Genomic DNA, 13,342 nt, shown 5'->3' on the forward strand with positions numbered 1-13,342 from the left:
GAGCCTCCTTGCTCAATGGGTGTTTGCCTTTTCTCGGTCTACAACGGCGGTAGTGAGCTGGCTTACACGGCTTCTGAAACGATACAATAGCGACATTCCCGGGATTGGGCAAGCGTTTTCCAAAGGTCTGACCATTAGTTCGTTCCATCTACCCAGCTGACAAAGGAGTCCCATGACAGAACAGGCAACGCACGGACCGTCGAGCGTTTGGAGCAAAGTCGAAGGCATCGCTTTCGGCGGTGATTACAACCCGGAGCAGTGGCCCGTCAGCGTCCGGCTGGAGGACCTGGAACTCATGCAGGAGGCCGGTGTGAACTTCCTCAGCGTGGGAATCTTCTCCTGGGCACTGCTCGAACCGGCAGAGGGCAAGTATGACTTCGGGTGGCTGGACGACGTCATGGACAACCTCGCAGGAATCGGCGTGAAGGTGGCGCTGGCCACCGCCACCGCTGCGCCCCCCGCCTGGCTGGTCCGAAAGCATCCGGAGATCCTGCCGGTCACCGCTGACGGGACCGTGCTGGGACCGGGCTCCCGGCGGCACTACACGCCGTCGTCGGGCGTTTACCGCCGCTATGCCACAGGCATCACCCGAGTCCTGGCCGAACGGTACAAGGACCACCCGGCCCTGGCGCTGTGGCATGTGGACAACGAGTTGGGCTGCCACGTCTCGGAGTTCTACGGCGAGGAGGACGCGGCAGCCTTCCGCGCCTGGCTGGAACGCCGGTACGGAAGCATTGAAGCCCTCAATGCTTCCTGGGGCACGGCATTCTGGTCCCAGAACTATGGCTCCTTCGAAGAAATCCTGCCGCCCGCCATCGCCCCAACCACGCTGAACCCGGGCCAGCAGCTGGACTTCCAGCGCTTCAACTCCTGGGCACTGATGGACTACTACCGGAAGCTGGTGGCAGTCCTGCGCGAGGTCACGCCGGACATCCCGTGCACCACCAACCTGATGGCCTCCAGCGCCACCAAGTCCATGGACTACTTCGACTGGGCCAAGGACCTGGACGTCATCGCCAACGACCACTACCTTGTCGCTGCGGACCCGGAACGGCACGTCGAATTGGCCTTCAGCGCGGACCTCACCCGGGGAATCGCGGGCGGTGACCCATGGATCCTGATGGAACATTCGACGTCGGCTGTGAACTGGCAGCCGCGCAACCAGCCCAAGATGCCCGGCGAGATGCTGCGCAATTCCCTGGCCCACGTGGCCCGCGGGGCCGACGCCGTCATGTTCTTCCAGTGGCGGCAGAGCTTTGCGGGCTCGGAGAAGTTCCACTCGGCGATGGTGCCACACGGCGGACGGGACACCCGCGTGTGGCGGGAAGTGGTGGAACTCGGCGCCGCACTGAAACGGCTGGAGCCAGTGCGGGGTTCGCGGGTCCAGTCGCGTGCGGCCATTGTCTTTGACTACGAGGCGTGGTGGGCCTGCGAAATCGATTCGAAGCCCAGCGTGGACGTCAAGTACCTGGACCTGCTGCGGGCCTTCCACCGCGCCCTGTTCCTGCGCGGCATTTCGGTCGACATGGTGCACCCCTCCGATGCCCTTGAGGGGTACGACCTGGTGCTGGTGTGCACCCTGTATGCCGTGTCCGACGACCACGCTGCCAACATCGCCGCTGCCGCGGACGCCGGCGCCACGGTCCTGGTCAGCTACTTCAGCGGAATTGTGGACATGGAGGACCACATCCGTTTGGGCGGCTACCCGGGGGCGTTCCGGGAACTCCTGGGGGTTCGGGTGGAGGAGTTCCACCCCCTGCTGGCCGGATCGCAGCTGAAGTTGAGCGACGGCACTGTTTCGTCCATCTGGAGCGAAGATGTCCACCTGGCCGGCGCCGAGGCCCTGCAGACCTTTACCGAGTACCCGCTGGAGGGTGTGCCCGCCCTGACCCGTCGGAGCGTGGGGTCCGGTGCCGCCTGGTACCTTGCCACCTTCCCGGACCGCCACGGGATCGACGCCCTCCTGGACAAACTGCTGGCGGAGTCCCTGGTCTCCCCCGCGGCCGTGGCCGATCCCGGCGTGGAGCTGGTGCGGAGGCGTTCGGCCGACGGGCAGAGTTTCCTGTTCGCCATCAACCACACCCGGGGGGAAGCGTCGGTTCGGGCGTCCGGCACGGAACTGCTGACGGGCGACGAATTTTCCGGCACAGTTCCAGCAGGTGGTGTTGCGGTCATCGCGGAGGCATAGGCGCGCGGACAGAAGTCCGTGGGCGGCACCTCCCCCGGTGCCGCCTCCCCACCGTCGAGGGGCACTTTGGGCACTATTTTCGTGCAAACCACGACGACGGCCGGCGAGTCCGTGTCAAAGTGCCCCGTTTTGGAGGACTCACCTCAAAACAGCCCTGCCGACTAGCTGCTGATAGCTGATTTCATTTCATCCGTTGCCTTCTTGCCGGCGTCCTCCGGGGACAGCCGCTCGAAGAGGACTTCCGATGTGTACCGCTTGATGATTTCCTGGATGGCGCCGGCGCCCTTCGGCGGCGGCGCCGGGGCCTCCCCGAGCTCATCTTTGATTTGATCGATGAACTTGACCACCTTGACGTCGGCAGGGGTGAGCTTGGACTGGATGGCTGCCCGGACATCCGAGTTCGGGTAGACGCCGCGGTCCGCCAGGAGTGCTTCACCGGCCTTGACGTTGTTGGTCAGGAAGTTGATGAACTTTGCTGTTTCCTGGGGGTGCTTGGTCCGGGAGGAAGCAGACCAGAACTGCGACGCCTTGTACCAGAGCTCGGCGTCGGCGGCGGACCCCGTCTTGGTGGGGAAGCGCAGGATCTTCAGGTCTCCGCCGCTGGCCTTTTCCAAGGCAGGGGCCTGGTTGGACCACCAGAAGGCCATGCCGTTCCTGCCGGTCGCCAGCCCGCTCTGGTCAAGCGGAGCGGCCTCGGCCTCCACCACCTCGGAGGCTGAAGGCACGGCCTTCTCCTGGCTGAGCTTCTTCAGGAAGGCCCACCATTCGGCGATGTCCCCGGGCTCGAAGCCCAGCTTGCCGTCCGACGTGTACAGGGACTTGCCGTTCTGCCGGAGCCACACGCCAAGGGAGGCCTCGTCGGTTCCATAGGCGGCCGCACCGTAGGTTCCCTTGGGGGACTTGGCGGTGATGTCGGCGGCGATCTTGCCGAAGTCCTCCCAAGTCCACTTCGTGTCGTCCGGAAGCGGGACGCCGGCAGCCTGGAAGACGGCCGGGTTGGCCAGGATGGTGGCGGCGTTGATGCCGGCGGCAATGCCCGTCAGGCCCTTCTCGCCCTTGCCGGCGTTGAGTGCAGCCTCGTCAAGTTTGGAAGTGTCGATCTCGTACTTGGAAAGGTCCAGGAGTGCCCCGCGGCTGGAATATTCGGTGATGTACTTTTCGTCCATCTGGATGATATCCGGAGCATCGTTGGCCGCCACCTGGGTGGCCAGCTTGTCCCAGTATCCGCTCCAGTCGCCGAACTCCGGCTTGATCTTGATCTTGGGGTTCTCTGCTTCGAACTGCTTGATGGCTTCCTGGGTGAGCTGGGCGCGCTTGTCGCCGCCCCACCAGGAGAAGCGGAGCTCGACAGTACCGTCCGCGTTCTGGGGGGCTGCTCCCCCGCCGCAGGCACTGAGGGCCATAACGGCGGCAACTGCAGCCGCAACGGCGCCGGCTTTACGGGTTCGGCCTTGGCGGCCGTGGCGCAGTGCGCCTGAAGTGGGTGCCCCTGCCCGCTGCTTTGCAGCAGCTGCAGGACGGGGAAAAAGCGGCACTGTGTACTCCGATCTTCTTTGATCCAGGTGCGGGTGGTGTTCCAAGTGGGGACTCGGTTCCGGCCCAGCGATAGGGCCGAGCGGATGCGTTATGAAAGCGCTTTCTAGAACTAATGCTACAAGTCCGCAACTTGTAATACAAGAAGCCTGAGTCGTGATCTTGAAAGATTTCGAACGGCGTGGACGGACGAACGGCCCGCCGCAAGGACGGGCCGTTCAGGGATATGGAAGTTGGAGGGCTGGGTTACTTGATGCCGGTGGTGGCGATGCCCTTGATCAGGAACCGCTGGCCAAAGAGGAACACCAGGAAGACCGGCAGCAGGGAGACGATGGACATGGCGAACAGGGATCCCCAGCTTGTGGCCGACTGCGAATCAACGAAGGCCCGCAGCGCCACCGGGACGGTGAACATATCGGGGTCCGTGAGGTAGATCAGGGCCCCGAAGAAGTCGTTCCAGGTCCAGATGAAGGTGAAGATGGTGGTGGTGGCCAGTGCCGGCACCATGAGCGGCAGGATGACCCGCAGGAAGATGCGGGGATGGCCGGCGCCGTCGATGCGTGCTGCTTCATCGAGTTCGCGGGGGATGCCGCGGATGAACTGCACCATCAGGAAGACGAAGAACGCGTCCGTCGCCAGCAGCTTCGGCACCAGCAGCGGCCAGAACGTGTTCACCCAGCCGATCTGCGAAAACAGGATGTACTGCGGAACGATCACCACGTGGAACGGCAGCATGATGGTCAGCAGCATGATGCCGAAAAACAGCCGCTTGCCCGTGAACTGGAGCCGGGCGAAGGCGTAGGCGGCCATGGAGCACGACACCAGGTTTCCCAGGATCGAGCCGATCACCACAATGGCCGAGTTCAGCATGTAGTGGCCGAACGGGTGCGTCAGGGCCGACCACCCCGAGGTGTAGTTGCTCATTTCCAGGCTGTTCAGCCACAGGCCGGGCTCGCGGAAGATCATCTCATTGGGGCGGAGCGAGGACACCACCATCCACAGGAGCGGGTAGATCATCAGGGCGCCGGCAAGGATGAGGATGCCGTGCTTCATCAGCGATTTGCCTCGCTGCGCGCGGCTGAAGGCCAGTGTTCCCCGGGACTCACGGACCCTGGGCTTGCGGTTGTTGGGCTTGCCGGCGCCGGCGGACTTCCTCTCCGGGGTGGGCAGCGTCTCAAGCTTAGTCGTCATAGAAAACCCAATACTTAGAAGCGATGAAGTTGATGGCGGTGAAGACACCGATGATGAGCAGCAGTACCCATGCCATGGCCGACGCGTAGCCCATGTCGAACTGGCCGAAGCCCTTTTGGTAGAGGTACAGCGTGAAGAACATGGTGGAGTCGGATGGGCCGCCGTTGCCGCCCGAGACAATGAACGCCTGGGTGAACGACTGGAATGAACCGATGATCTGCAGCACCAGGTTGAAGAAGATGATCGGACTCAGCATCGGCAGGGTGATCCGCCAGAACTGCTGCAGCGTGGTGGCGCCGTCAACCTTGGCGGCCTCGTAGTACATGTTGGGGATCTGCCGCAGGCCCGCCAGGAAGATGATCATGGGGGCGCCGAAGGTCCAGACGTGCAGCAGGATGATCGATCCCAGCGCCGTGCTGGGATCCGAGATCCAGCCCGGACCCTGGATGCCGAACATGGCCAGGACCTGGTTGACCAGGCCGGTGGTGCCGAAGATCTGCTTCCACAGGATGGCAACGGCCACGGAGCCGCCCAGGAGCGACGGCAAGTAGAACACCGAGCGGTAGAACGGAAGGCCGCGAAGCCCCTTGTCCAGGACGAGGGCGATCAACAGCGCCACAGCCAGCTGCAGCGGAACGCCCACGAAGACATAGGTAAACGTCACGCGCAGTGAATTGTGGAGCCGGGCGTCGCTGAGCATTCGGGTGAAGTTGTGCAGCCCCGTCCATTCCGGCGGCTGGAGCAGGTTGTAGTCCGTAAAGGACAGGTACAGGGACATCAGCATGGGGCCGATGGTGATGGCCACCAGGCCCACCAGCCACGGCAGCAGGAAGATGTAGGCGGCCTTGTTGTCCCGCCGGTTGGCCTTCTTTTCAGCAGCGGTGGCTTTGCCCTTCCGCCGGGTGATGGAGCTGAGTTCGCTGATGGCGCTCACGGAAGCTGCTCCGTCCTGGGGATGTGTTTTGCGGCCATGTGGTCTCCTTTGGTCATCGTGGCCTCCACGTTGTTTCATCGCAGGGCGATGGGGTATCCGGCACCCAGGCCCGGCCCGGCTCCTGCCCGTGAGAGCTGAAGCGGTTCCGGCGCCGCGGGGGCCGTATGAATTGCGGCTCCGTACCAAAGTAAACGCTTTCTTGACTCCTGTATAGCCCTTTGTTAGTTTTTGAGAAAACGCTTTCTGTTACCGCCGTCACTCGAGCACAATCAACCCGCCAAGGGGCACAACAATGAAGTTTGGTCTCAAGAAATCCGTCCTGGGCATCACCGGCGCCTTCGCCGCGGCCGCGCTGGCCCTCACCGGCTGCGGCAGCAGTCCGCAGGCAGGAAAAGTGGGGACGGCAGAAGATCCCGTCACCATCCGGTTCGCCTGGTGGGGCAACGATTCCAGGGCCAAAACCACCATGGAAGTGATCAAGGCGTTCGAGGCCGCGAACCCCACCATCAAGGTCCAGGGCGAGAACACCGAATTCAGCTCCTACTGGGACAAGATGGCCACCCAGATTGCGGGCGGAACCATGCCGGACGTCATTGCCATGAGCGGCGCCTATCCCAGCGAGTACGCCAGCCGCGGAGTCCTGCTGGACCTGGACAAGGTCAAGGACCAGATCGATACGTCCAAGTTCGCGGAAGGCACCGTGGACCTGGGCAAGATCGACGGCAAGCAGTACACCATCACCGCGGGCGTCAACTCGATGTCCATGGTCCTCGACCCCAAGGTCTTCGAGGCCGCCGGTGTCGCCATGCCGGATGACGAGACCTGGACCTGGGACGACTACGCCAGGGTCGCTGCCGAAATCACGCAAAAGTCGCCGGCCGGAACGTTCGGCACCACGCCCATGGCCAACGATTCCTTCCTGGCCGTCTGGGCCCGCCAAAACGGGGAAGCCCTCTACACCGACGACGGAAAGAAGATGGGCATCAGCGAGGACACCCTGACCCGCTGGTTCGAGCTCAACAAGAAGCTGACGGAGACCGGCGGCGCCCCGTCTGCCTCGCAGACCGTGGAGGACGGTTCCGCGCAGCCCGAAATGACCCTGATGGGGCAAGGCAAACAAGGGATGAAGATTTCCTGGAGCAACCAGATGACCTCCTACTCCGGCTCGCCGCTGGTCATGGTGAAGCTCCCGGGCGAAAGCAAGGCACCCGGCGCGTGGCTGCGCTCCTCCATGGAATACGCCATCTCGTCCAAGTCGCCACAGTCCAAGGAAGCTGCCCTCTTCATTAACTACCTGGTCAACAACATGGACGCAGCGTCCAAGATCAAGAGTGACCGGGGAATGCCCGCCAACACTGAACTCAAGGCCGGCATCACTCCTATGCTGAAGGAAACCCAGCAGAAGGAGGCCGCGTACCTGGACCGCATTGCCGCCATGAAGATCGAAGCTCCGAAGCCGTTCCCGGCAGGATCATCGGCAACCATGGAGGTTTTGAACCGTTACAACACGGATGTACTCTTCGGAAAGATCTCCCCGCGCGATGCTGCCAAGGGCATGATCTCCGAGGTCAACCAGAACCTCGCCTGACCCCAGCAAGCAAACCCGCCCAGCACCGGGAACCACCGCAGTAAGGAGGCCAGCCACGTGACCCCAACAGCACGGCCCAGCGCCATTGCCGGCTATGAGGACTGGCCCGACTACGTCCGGGAGCATCCGCTCCACGCAGCCTCCAGCGCCGCGGCGCAGGAGCTGGCGGACGCGCTGGGCGTCCCGGAGCGCGGTGCACTTCCTGAGGTAACGGTGCACTGGGAGGAAACATACGACGGCGCCACCACCTCCCAGCTCAGCTGGCAGTTGGGCTTCGGTCCACGGACTACGGGCTGGCTGGTGAAGCCGGCCGGGAGTCTTGGTCCGCTGCCGGGCGTCGTGGCACTGCACTGCCACGGCGGGAACAAGTTCGGCGGGGCCGACCGGCTGGTGGAACTCCCGGACAACCACCCGTCGGCTGCCGCTGCCCGCGCAGGACACTATGACGGCCGCGCCCTGGCCACCGCCATCGCCCGCCGGGGATTTGCCGTCCTGGCCCACGACACATTCGCGTGGGGCAGCCGCAGGTTCAACCTCGAAACTCCCCCATGGCGGACGGCCTCCGCAACAGCGGCGAGGCGGGCGCAGTGGCGGGAGGACGGCGTAGTGCCTTCCGAGGCGGAGGAATACAACGCCGCTGCCGGCTTTCATGAAGACACCGTTGCCAAGGCAGCCGGCCTGCTGGGCACCAGCCTGGCCGGCATGGTGGCGCATGACGACCTTGCCGCCCTGGACATCCTGGCAGAACTTCCGGACGTCGACCAGGACAGGCTGGGCTGCATCGGCTTCTCGGGCGGCGGCGGCCGCTCCCTTGCCCTCGCCGCCCTCAGCCCGCGCGTCCGGGCCGCTGTGGTCACCTGCATGATGACCACCTTCGAGTCGCTCTTCCCCGCCTACCTGGACGCGCACTCCTGGCTGCTGCAGACTCCCGGCCTGTGGAAACTGGGCGACTGGCCGGAGCTCACCTGCCGGGCGGAAACAGCACGCTTCCTGGTGCAGTACGCCCTGGCGGATGAGCTGTTCCCGGAGGACGGGATGCGCCAGGCGGACCAACTGCTGCAATCCCTGCACCCCGGCACGGACGCCTACACCGGCAGCTTCTGGCCGGGCGGGCACGTGTTCACGGCGGGCATGCAGGACGAGGCCCTCGATTTCCTGGCCGGGACACTGACCTCTTGACCCCCTTTCCGACAGCACCGAGGACCCACGTGACCACACAGCACCCAGCGGAATCCGCCCAGCAACAGCCCACCTCCACCGCCATCCCCCGGGTTGCGCTGGTGGGCGTGCACGGCTTCGGCGAGCGCCACCTCGCCAACCTGGCCCGGCTCGAGGCGGCCGGCGCCCTGCAACTGGTGGCAGTGGCCGATCCCCTTCCGCCGCAGGCCGGCACCCTGGCCGATACGGTTGCCGTCTTCCCCGATCTGGACTCGCTGCTGGCCGCACAGCCGGGTGCCGACGTCGTCATTCTTGCCACCCCCATCCAAACCCACGCGCCGCTGGCCCTCGCCGCGCTGTCCGCCGGGATGGACGTCTATGTGGAAAAGCCACCGGTGGCCTCCCTGGCGCAGTACGATCAGGTCCTTGCCGCCGCACAGGAGAAGGGACGCCTGGTCCAAGTGGGCTTCCAAAGCCTGGGATCCCACGCCCTGCCCGCCATCCGTGACAAAGTTGCTGCCGGGGAGATCGGCACCGTCCTGGGCATCAGCGCCACAGGCCAGTGGCTGCGGACCAAGGCCTACTTCAAGCGCTCACGCTGGGCAGGGAAGCGCAGCCTGGACGGCACCGACGTGGTGGATGGCGTGGCCACGAATGCGCTGGCCCACGCCGTTGCCACGGGTCTGTCCCTGGCCGGCGCCCACACGCTCTCCGACGTCGCCTCCGTGGAAACCGACCTCTACCGGGCCAACCAGACCGAGAGCGACGACACCTCGGTGCTCCGGATCCGCACCGCCGGCGGGAACACCCTGCTGTGCGCCCTCACATTGTGCGCCCCCGAGCAGCTCGATCCCACCGTCACTGTGCATGGAACCCTGGGCGACATCACCCTCTACTACACGCGGGATGAGGTGGTGATCAGCAGCGCCGACGGCGAGCGCCATGAAACGTACGGCCGCACCGACCTGCTGGAGAACCTGCTGGACGCCCGCGCCACCGGGACGCCCCTGCTGTGCGCCCTGCAGGACACCGGCGCCTTCACCGCAGTGCTGGAAGCCATCCGCACCTCCCCCGCGCCGGCTCCGATTGATACTGCATCCATCTCCTGGGAGGGCGACGGCGACGACGCCCACCCCGTGATCCAGGGCATCAGCGACCTGATCGGGCGCGCCATCAAGTCACAGGCAACGTTCGCCGACCTTGGCGTCCCGTGGGCCCGGGCCCTCCCGCCGGTCCGGGCGCTGGCCTTGGATGGCCGGCCGGTGGCGGACTACCAGGACGGCAGCCACATCCGCGCCGTATCCTCCCCGCGCCCCTACCTGCACCCTGTCCGGACCCTCGGCGGCACGGTGGTTACGGACCACATGCCGCTGGACCACGTGTGGCATCTGGGTGTTGGGGTGGCACTGCAGGACGTGGACGGCGTCAATTTCTGGGGCGGACGCACCTATACGCGGGAGGCCGGGCAGTACATCTGGCGCCCGGACCACGGCAGCATCACGGCCACCGCTTCACAGCAGACCGACGACGGCGGCGGGCAAAAGGGCAGGCTCCAGGAGACCCTGGAGTGGAACGGCCCCGACGGCTCCCCCGTCCTGGTGGAGGAACGCACCTGGGCGTGGTCCGCCGTCGCGCCTTCCATCTGGCGGTTGTCGGTGGACTTTGCCCTGTCCCCCGCGGGGGACAAGCCCGTCAGCCTGGGCAGCCCGGGCTCCAACGGCCGCTTCGAGGGCGGCTATGGCGGCTTCTTCTGGCGCCTGCCGGCGTGCGGGGAAGCGGCGGTGTGGACGCAGGCCGGCAGCGGCGAGTCAAAGACCCACGGCAGCGTCACGCGCTGGCTCGCTTGGTCCGGAAGGTTCGACGGCGGGCCGGCCACCTTGGTGTTCGTCGCCCCGGAAGGCTGCACGGACCCGTGGTTTGTCCGTGTGGAGGGCTACCCCGGCGTGGGACAGTCGCTCGCCTGGGACAGTCCCGTCTTGGCCCGGCCGGGAAACCCGGTACGGCGGCACATCACCGTTTTCGTGGCCGACGGAATCCTGGCCACCGCCGACGTAGAAGCGCTTATTAACCAACAGGGGGACCCGTCATGACGCAAACAACAACCACAGCCGCTCCCCCGAAGGAGGCACGGCGGCCGCCGGGCTCAAGGACGGACCGCACCATCAAGCGCCGCTGCGTCCTGGACATCCTGGACGCTGCCGGGCGGGACTCCCTGCTCCTGACCTCCAACACTGCCCTGACGTGGTACTTGGACGGCAGCCGCGTGCACATCAGCTTGGCCGGCGACCCCATCGCAGCCCTCCTGGTGGACCGCGACGGCGACCACCTGGTGACCTTCAACAATGAGGCCGGGCGGATCGAGGCCGAAGAGCTTCCAGCCCAAGTCAACCTGCACACCGTGCCCTGGTACGGCAACCTGCACCAGGCCGCCGCCGCCGTCGGAAGCAGTTCCCGGCCGCCGCTCGCGGAAGCGGACGTCACAGCGCAACTGCGCGCCGCCCGCCAGCAGCTCCTCCCGGCCGAGAGCGCGCGGTACTCCCAGCTCAGCGCCGAGCTGGCTGCCATGATGACGGACGTTCTTTCCGCAGCGCGCCCGGAGACCACCGAGTTCGAACTCGTCTCGGCGCTGGCCGCCCGCGTGGTGGCGGCCGGCGCGGAGCCGCTGGTACTCCTGTGCAACGGCAGCTCCCGCAGCGATTTCCGGCACCCTTTGGCCACCCACGCCCCGCTGGGCCGTCGTGCCATGGCCGTGGTGTGCGCCCGCCGGGACGGCCTGGTGGCCAACATCACCCGCTGGGTCAGGTTCGACGCCGGCACCCCGAAAGAGCGCGACGCCGAGGCCCGTATCGCGGCCGTGGAAGCGGACATCTTCGATGCCACGGTTCCCGGGGCGCGCCTGGACAGGATCTTTGCCGAAATCCAGGCAGCGTACGCCCGGCACGGCTTCGGGACGGACCAGTGGGAGCAGCATCACCAGGGCGGACCGGCCGGATACGCGGGGCGTGACCCCAGAGTGACGTCTGCGGTGACCGACACTGTGGTGCTGGACCAGGCCTTCACCTGGAACCCGTCAGGCCCCGGCGTCAAGATCGAAGACACCATCCAGCTGACGGAGTCCGGCCTCCGCGTCCTGACGGTGGACCCGCGCTGGCCCATAAGCACCGTCAACGGGCTGGAGCGGCCGGTGACGCTGCAGCTGTAGTAAACGAGTTTCCCGGGCAGCAAAAAACCCCGGAGCCCAAAGGCTCCGGGGTTTTCTTTGTGAGCTACGGAAGCTGCAGTTCCCCGTCCACCCGGCGCGGGATGCGCAGCGGGTTGTCCTCGCGCAGTGCCGGGTGCAGCACGCTTTCCGGGGCGTCCTGGTAGGCCACGGGGCGCTGGAACCTGCGGACCGCCGTCGCACCCACCGAGGTGAACAGCGACGTGGTGGCGGGGTAGGGGCCGCCGTGCTGCTGGGCCCAGTTCACGGCCACGCCCGTGGGCCAGCCTTCGAACAGGACGCGTCCGGCCAGCCCGGAGAGCTGCTCCACCAGGGCCTCGATATCCTCACCCTGCTCGCTGTGGAGCGTTGCCGTGAGGCTTCCCGGGACCTTGGCCAGGACGGCAGCCAGCTCCTCCCGGTCCTTGTACTCGATGAGGATGGTGGTGGGTCCGAAGCATTCCTCCAGCAGCTGCTCCGGGTTTTCCAGGACTTTGGCGGCACTGGTGCAAAAGACCACCGGAGCGGCGCCGTTGGCCACGGCGTCCTGGTCCACGCTGCCGCCCACCACGTCCACGCCGTCAACGGAAGCGAAACTGCGGAGCCCGTCCGGGTAGGCCTCGGCGATGCGGCTGGTCAGCATGCCCAGGGCCGGCTTGTACCTGCTCGCTTCTGCCGCCTCCGAGGCGAAGTCGGTTCCCGCGGGGATGAACACCAGGCCCGGCTTGGTGCAGAACTGCCCGGCGCCCAGGGTGAAGGACCCGGCAAGTCCGGCGGCGAGTTCCGCTGAGCGTGCCTGCAGCGCTTCCGCTGTGATGACCACGGGGTTGAGGCTGCCCAGTTCACCGTAGAACGGGATGGGGTCGGGGCGGGAGGTGGCAAGGTCGAACAGGGCACGGCCGCCGGGGATGGATCCGGTGAACCCCACGGCCTTGATGGCAGGATCCTGGACCAGGGCTGTTCCCACTTCGCGGCCGTGGACCAGGGCGAACAGGCCCTCCGGTGCCCCGGCGCGGCGAAGCGCCTCCGCCACGATTTCCGCCGTCCGTTCGGAGAGCCGCAGGTGGCCGGAGTGTGCCTTGACGATCACTGAACAGCCGACGGCGAGCGCCGAGGCAGTGTCTCCGCCGGCCACCGAGAAGGCGAACGGGAAGTTGGACGCCGAGAAAACCGCTACCGGACCGATGGGCTTGAGGATCCGGCGGAGGTCCGGCCGGGGCGGGGTGGCGGCCGGCTCCGCGTGGTCGATGATGGCTTCCAGGTAGGAGCCTTCGGTGATCACGCGGGCAAACAGGCGCAGCTGGCCGGTGGTGCGGGCCACCTCGCCCGTCAGGCGGGTGGCCCCCAGGCTGGTTTCGGCGTCCGCGATGTCTACCAGCTCGGCGGCGTTGGCGTCCAGGGCGTCTGCCACCGCGTTCAACCAGCCGGCGCGTTCGGCGTCGGAGGCAGCCGCGGCGATTTTTGCTGCGGCCGTGGCGGCGGCAGTGAGTTCGGTGAGGGAAAGCGTTGCAGTTGTCACGTCAGGAACCTGTTCATCCAATAGAGGTCGTC

General features: G+C 66.0%; 9 protein-coding genes. 5 read left to right on the forward strand and 4 right to left on the reverse strand.

Translation table 11 applies throughout. The annotated features are described in order from the left end of the window. Nucleotides 1-172 precede the first annotated feature (172 nt). The gene (locus LFT46_RS16695; protein ID WP_236820434.1) at nucleotides 173-2,188 is read left to right on the forward strand and encodes a beta-galactosidase; all 2,016 of its coding nucleotides are present in this window, start codon (nucleotides 173-175) and stop codon (nucleotides 2,186-2,188) included. 161 nt (nucleotides 2,189-2,349) lie between these two features. Here the strand turns inward: LFT46_RS16695 and LFT46_RS16700 are convergent, their stop codons facing one another. The 3 genes from LFT46_RS16700 to LFT46_RS16710 form a co-directional block, all read right to left on the reverse strand. Then, entirely contained in the window at nucleotides 2,350-3,723 is a 1,374-nt protein-coding gene (locus LFT46_RS16700) for an ABC transporter substrate-binding protein (protein ID WP_236820435.1), read from the reverse strand. A gap of 244 nt (nucleotides 3,724-3,967) precedes the next feature. After that, nucleotides 3,968-4,912, reverse strand: coding sequence for a carbohydrate ABC transporter permease (locus tag LFT46_RS16705; protein WP_236820436.1), 945 nt, complete (start codon nucleotides 4,910-4,912; stop codon nucleotides 3,968-3,970). Continuing rightward, on the reverse strand, nucleotides 4,902-5,846 hold the full coding sequence (locus LFT46_RS16710) for a carbohydrate ABC transporter permease (protein WP_236799552.1): 945 nt from the start codon (nucleotides 5,844-5,846) through the stop codon (nucleotides 4,902-4,904). Before LFT46_RS16710 ends, LFT46_RS16705 begins: the two co-directional genes overlap by 11 nt. 292 nt (nucleotides 5,847-6,138) lie before the next feature. Here LFT46_RS16710 and LFT46_RS16715 point away from each other — a divergent pair, with 292 nt between their 5' ends. From LFT46_RS16715 to LFT46_RS16730, 4 genes are read left to right on the forward strand one after another with little or no spacing between them, the layout of a single operon-like run. Then, the gene (locus LFT46_RS16715) at nucleotides 6,139-7,434 is read left to right on the forward strand and encodes an ABC transporter substrate-binding protein (protein WP_236820437.1); all 1,296 of its coding nucleotides are present in this window, start codon (nucleotides 6,139-6,141) and stop codon (nucleotides 7,432-7,434) included. A 57-nt stretch (nucleotides 7,435-7,491) separates the two neighbouring features. Beyond that, nucleotides 7,492-8,613 (forward strand): acetylxylan esterase, encoded by a 1,122-nt coding sequence (locus LFT46_RS16720; protein ID WP_236820438.1) that lies wholly within the window; start codon nucleotides 7,492-7,494, stop codon nucleotides 8,611-8,613. Between the two features lie 29 nt (nucleotides 8,614-8,642). After that, entirely contained in the window at nucleotides 8,643-10,682 is a 2,040-nt protein-coding gene (locus LFT46_RS16725; protein ID WP_236820439.1) for a DUF6807 family protein, read from the forward strand. Beyond that, nucleotides 10,679-11,794, forward strand: coding sequence for a M24 family metallopeptidase (locus tag LFT46_RS16730; RefSeq protein WP_236820440.1), 1,116 nt, complete (start codon nucleotides 10,679-10,681; stop codon nucleotides 11,792-11,794). The genes LFT46_RS16725 and LFT46_RS16730 overlap by 4 nt, the downstream gene beginning before the upstream one ends. Nucleotides 11,795-11,858: 64 nt before the next feature. Here LFT46_RS16730 and LFT46_RS16735 read toward each other — a convergent pair whose 3' ends face one another. After that, complete coding sequence (locus LFT46_RS16735) at nucleotides 11,859-13,310, reverse strand: aldehyde dehydrogenase (NADP(+)) (RefSeq protein WP_236820441.1); 1,452 nt, start codon at nucleotides 13,308-13,310, stop codon at nucleotides 11,859-11,861. Nucleotides 13,311-13,342: the final 32 nt, after the last annotated feature.

Source organism: Arthrobacter sp. FW306-07-I (assembly GCF_021800405.1).
In the GTDB taxonomy this organism is placed as follows: Bacteria; Actinomycetota; Actinomycetes; order Actinomycetales; family Micrococcaceae; genus Arthrobacter.